A 2,930-nucleotide genomic window follows, 5' to 3' on the forward strand; every position below is an offset into this window, starting at 1 on the left:
CGTGCGCGTCTTCTACCTGGCACGATCTAGAGGCCCGCCAGGAAACCTGCCTGATGTGTAACATATCATCGACTGAGGCGATACATCGGAATGCGTTTTCAGGTTCGCACCCTCGACATCGGCGCGGGCACAGGGATTCGGCCCATCCGCATGGGGCGACTATCGTTCTGGCATGGGCACGATCCAGTACGGCAGCGGTGACGAGATTTACATCGAGGACCGCGCACTCGCGCATCTGAAGGTCGTCATCGCGACGAAGCTCCGACGCAACGAGAGTTTCACTCTTTCGTGGCGGCACCCTGAAGGGCAGCCCATGGGACGGTCGACGATCTGGCTGCACCCGTCGATACCGCTCCGCTTCACCTTCGACGAGCCGGAGGCGCCGCAGCTGAATCCGAAATGGATCCAGGACCTGATGCAGTCCGCGAGCTCCACGGGAGGCATCAGCCTCATCGACGAGGTGAGGGACGCACCCGAGATCGCCGCTGAGAACTGAATCCGCGGATCCCCACTCTCGTGAGGGATTGAAGAGCCGACTACGGGACTCGAACCCGTAACCCCCGTATTACAAGTACGGTGCGCTACCAATTGCGCCAAGTCGGCGGATGCCACCAGCTTAGCGATGGCATCGACCCGGCTTCGACCTACGGGGTCGTGGTGGGCGAAGGCGTCGACGTCGCACGCGAGGCATCGCTCGCGACGCTGAGCACGAACTGCGAGAACTCGGCCGGGTCGTCCAGCGCCCCGACGTAGGCCTCGCCGTTCGCGACGATCATCGGCGCTGCCGTCAGCACCAGGTCGTCGGAGCCGGCGAGCGGTCCGTCCAGGGCCCTGGTCGTCGCCTCCTTCGCCCAGCCGACGAAGTCGCCGTCCTCGATGCACGACCGCACGGCCTTGGCGTTGTCGACTCCGACAGCACCGGCGAGGTTCGCGAGGTCCTCGTCGGAGAGGCCGTCGCTGCCGACCTCGGGCTGGTCGTCGAGCAGGTCATGGTTGAACGCGTAGAATTGGGCAGGCGAGTGCGTGGCGACGCAGGCCGCAGCGGCAGCCGAGCGGAGCGAGTACTTGGTTCCGTTGGAACTGGCGGTGAGCAGGGCGACCGGGTGATAGCTGACCGTGACCGCGTCCTCGCCGATCCAACCGGCGAGCTGTCGGGCGTTTGCACGCTCGAACTCCCCGGCGTCGGGCGACAGGTAGTCGACGTACACGTGGATGTCGACCTTTCCGGACGCCGTCGGCTCCGGCGTCGGGCTGGCCGATTCGCCGGCGTCGGTCGCCTCAGGAGACGGGGTCTCCGGCACCGCGCCGGTTCCCGCGAACGACTCGAGGTCGGTGACGACCACGCCATCCGATTCCATGCCGGTCGGCGTGAGCCGCGGCTTGGTGACCTGGGAGGACACCGCGAGGGTCACCGCGGTGCCGATCGCACCCACCGCGACGAGCGCCACCGCGCCGATGATGATCCGTCGCATGAGACGCGCCCTGGACTGCTGGGCGTGCACTCTCTGAGCCTTCTCCCGTACGGCCTCGCGGGAATTGCGAGGCGTCGGGACGTTCGGCGTTTCGTCGCTCGACATCGTTCCTCTGTGAGTCTCAACGGGGGTCCGGGTTGGCCCCGATCGCCGCCGAGCGACGATCGCCGCTGCGCGCGGCCGAGTTCGATGGTAGTCAGTGAGGCTGAGAAATACCCAGGTACCGCCGTTCATGTCATACTGATCCCGACCCAATGAGGGGTCACGGCGGGGTCACCCGCCGCTTCATCACTACGGATCGTCCGGCACGTACCTGCCGGTGAAGGAGAAAAGACAATGGCATCTGTGACTTTCGACGAGGCCACCCGCCTGTACCCCGGCGGAACCCGTCCGGCCGTCGACAAGCTGAACCTCGAGGTCGGTGACGGCGAGTTCCTCGTCCTCGTCGGTCCCTCCGGTTGCGGTAAGTCCACGTCCCTCCGCATGCTGGCCGGCCTCGAAGAGGTCAACGCCGGCCGCATCCTCATCGGCGACCGCGACGTGACCGATGTCCCGCCGAAGGACCGCGACATCGCGATGGTCTTCCAGAACTACGCACTGTACCCGCACATGACCGTCGCCGAGAACATGGGCTTCGCGCTCAAGATCGCCGGCGTCGGCAAGGAAGAGCGCGCATCCCGAGTTCTCGAAGCCGCCAAGCTCCTCGACCTCGAGCCCTACCTGACTCGCAAGCCGAAGGCCCTCTCGGGTGGTCAGCGTCAGCGCGTCGCCATGGGTCGCGCCATCGTGCGTCAGCCTCAGGTGTTCCTCATGGATGAGCCGCTGTCGAACCTCGACGCCAAGCTCCGCGTGCAGACCCGTACGCAGATCGCTTCGCTGCAGCGTCGCCTCGGCGTCACCACGGTCTACGTCACGCACGACCAGACCGAGGCTCTGACCATGGGCGACCGCATCGCGGTCCTCAAGGACGGTCTGCTCCAGCAGGTCGGCTCCCCGCGCGACCTGTACGAGAAGCCGAACAACGTCTTCGTCGCCGGATTCATCGGCTCGCCCGCGATGAACCTCTTCGCGGCCGACCTCGCCGACGGCGGCATCCGCTTCGGGTCCGAGGTCGTCCCGCTCGACCGCGACACCGTCGGCCGCGCGAACGGCAGCCAGGTCACGGTCGGCGTGCGCCCTGAGGACATCACGGTCGGACCGGCCGACGGCAAGGGCCTTCCCGTCGTCGTCGACCTCGTCGAGGAGCTCGGCGCCGACGGCTACCTCTACGGCCACACCGAGATCAACGGCAAGCGCAGCGACATCGTCGCCCGCGTCGACGGTCGCAGCCACCCGAACGCCGGCGAGACGGTCACGCTCGCTGCGAACCCGGGCCACGTGCACGCGTTCGACATCGAGTCCGGCGAGCGCCTGAACGACAAGCCGGTCGTCTCCGCCTGATCGGATCCACAGACGCGG

Annotated in this window: 3 protein-coding genes and 1 tRNA gene; 2 read left to right on the forward strand and 2 right to left on the reverse strand. The window is 66.7% G+C overall.

Annotation, left to right across the window (positions count from 1 at the left end; genetic code table 11):
- Window positions 1–172 precede the first annotated feature (172 nt).
- Entirely contained in the window at window positions 173–496 is a 324-nt protein-coding gene (locus ACNPM4_RS05385) for a DUF7882 family protein (RefSeq protein WP_029262759.1), read from the forward strand.
- Between the two features lie 34 nt (window positions 497–530).
- Here the strand turns inward: ACNPM4_RS05385 and ACNPM4_RS05390 are convergent.
- Window positions 531–603 (reverse strand) — tRNA-Thr (locus tag ACNPM4_RS05390).
- 41 nt (window positions 604–644) lie between these two features.
- Entirely contained in the window at window positions 645–1,577 is a 933-nt protein-coding gene (locus ACNPM4_RS05395) for a DsbA family protein (RefSeq protein ID WP_105711334.1), read from the reverse strand.
- A 231-nt stretch (window positions 1,578–1,808) separates the two neighbouring features.
- Between ACNPM4_RS05395 and ACNPM4_RS05400 the strand changes: the two genes are divergently transcribed.
- The gene (locus ACNPM4_RS05400; protein WP_029262761.1) at window positions 1,809–2,912 is read left to right on the forward strand and encodes an ABC transporter ATP-binding protein; all 1,104 of its coding nucleotides are present in this window, start codon (window positions 1,809–1,811) and stop codon (window positions 2,910–2,912) included.
- Window positions 2,913–2,930: the final 18 nt, after the last annotated feature.

The sequence above is a fragment of the Microbacterium umsixpiens genome (assembly GCF_053543675.1).

Bases quoted from the DNA above. Each gene is read 5' to 3' on its own strand.
- ACNPM4_RS05385 (WP_029262759.1), top strand. From the start codon at position 173: ATGGGCACGATCCAGTACGGCAGCGGTGACGAGATTTACATCGAGGAC.
- ACNPM4_RS05395 (WP_105711334.1), bottom strand. From the start codon at position 1,577: ATGTCGAGCGACGAAACGCCGAACGTCCCGACGCCTCGCAATTCCCGC.
- ACNPM4_RS05400 (WP_029262761.1), top strand. From the start codon at position 1,809: ATGGCATCTGTGACTTTCGACGAGGCCACCCGCCTGTACCCCGGCGGA.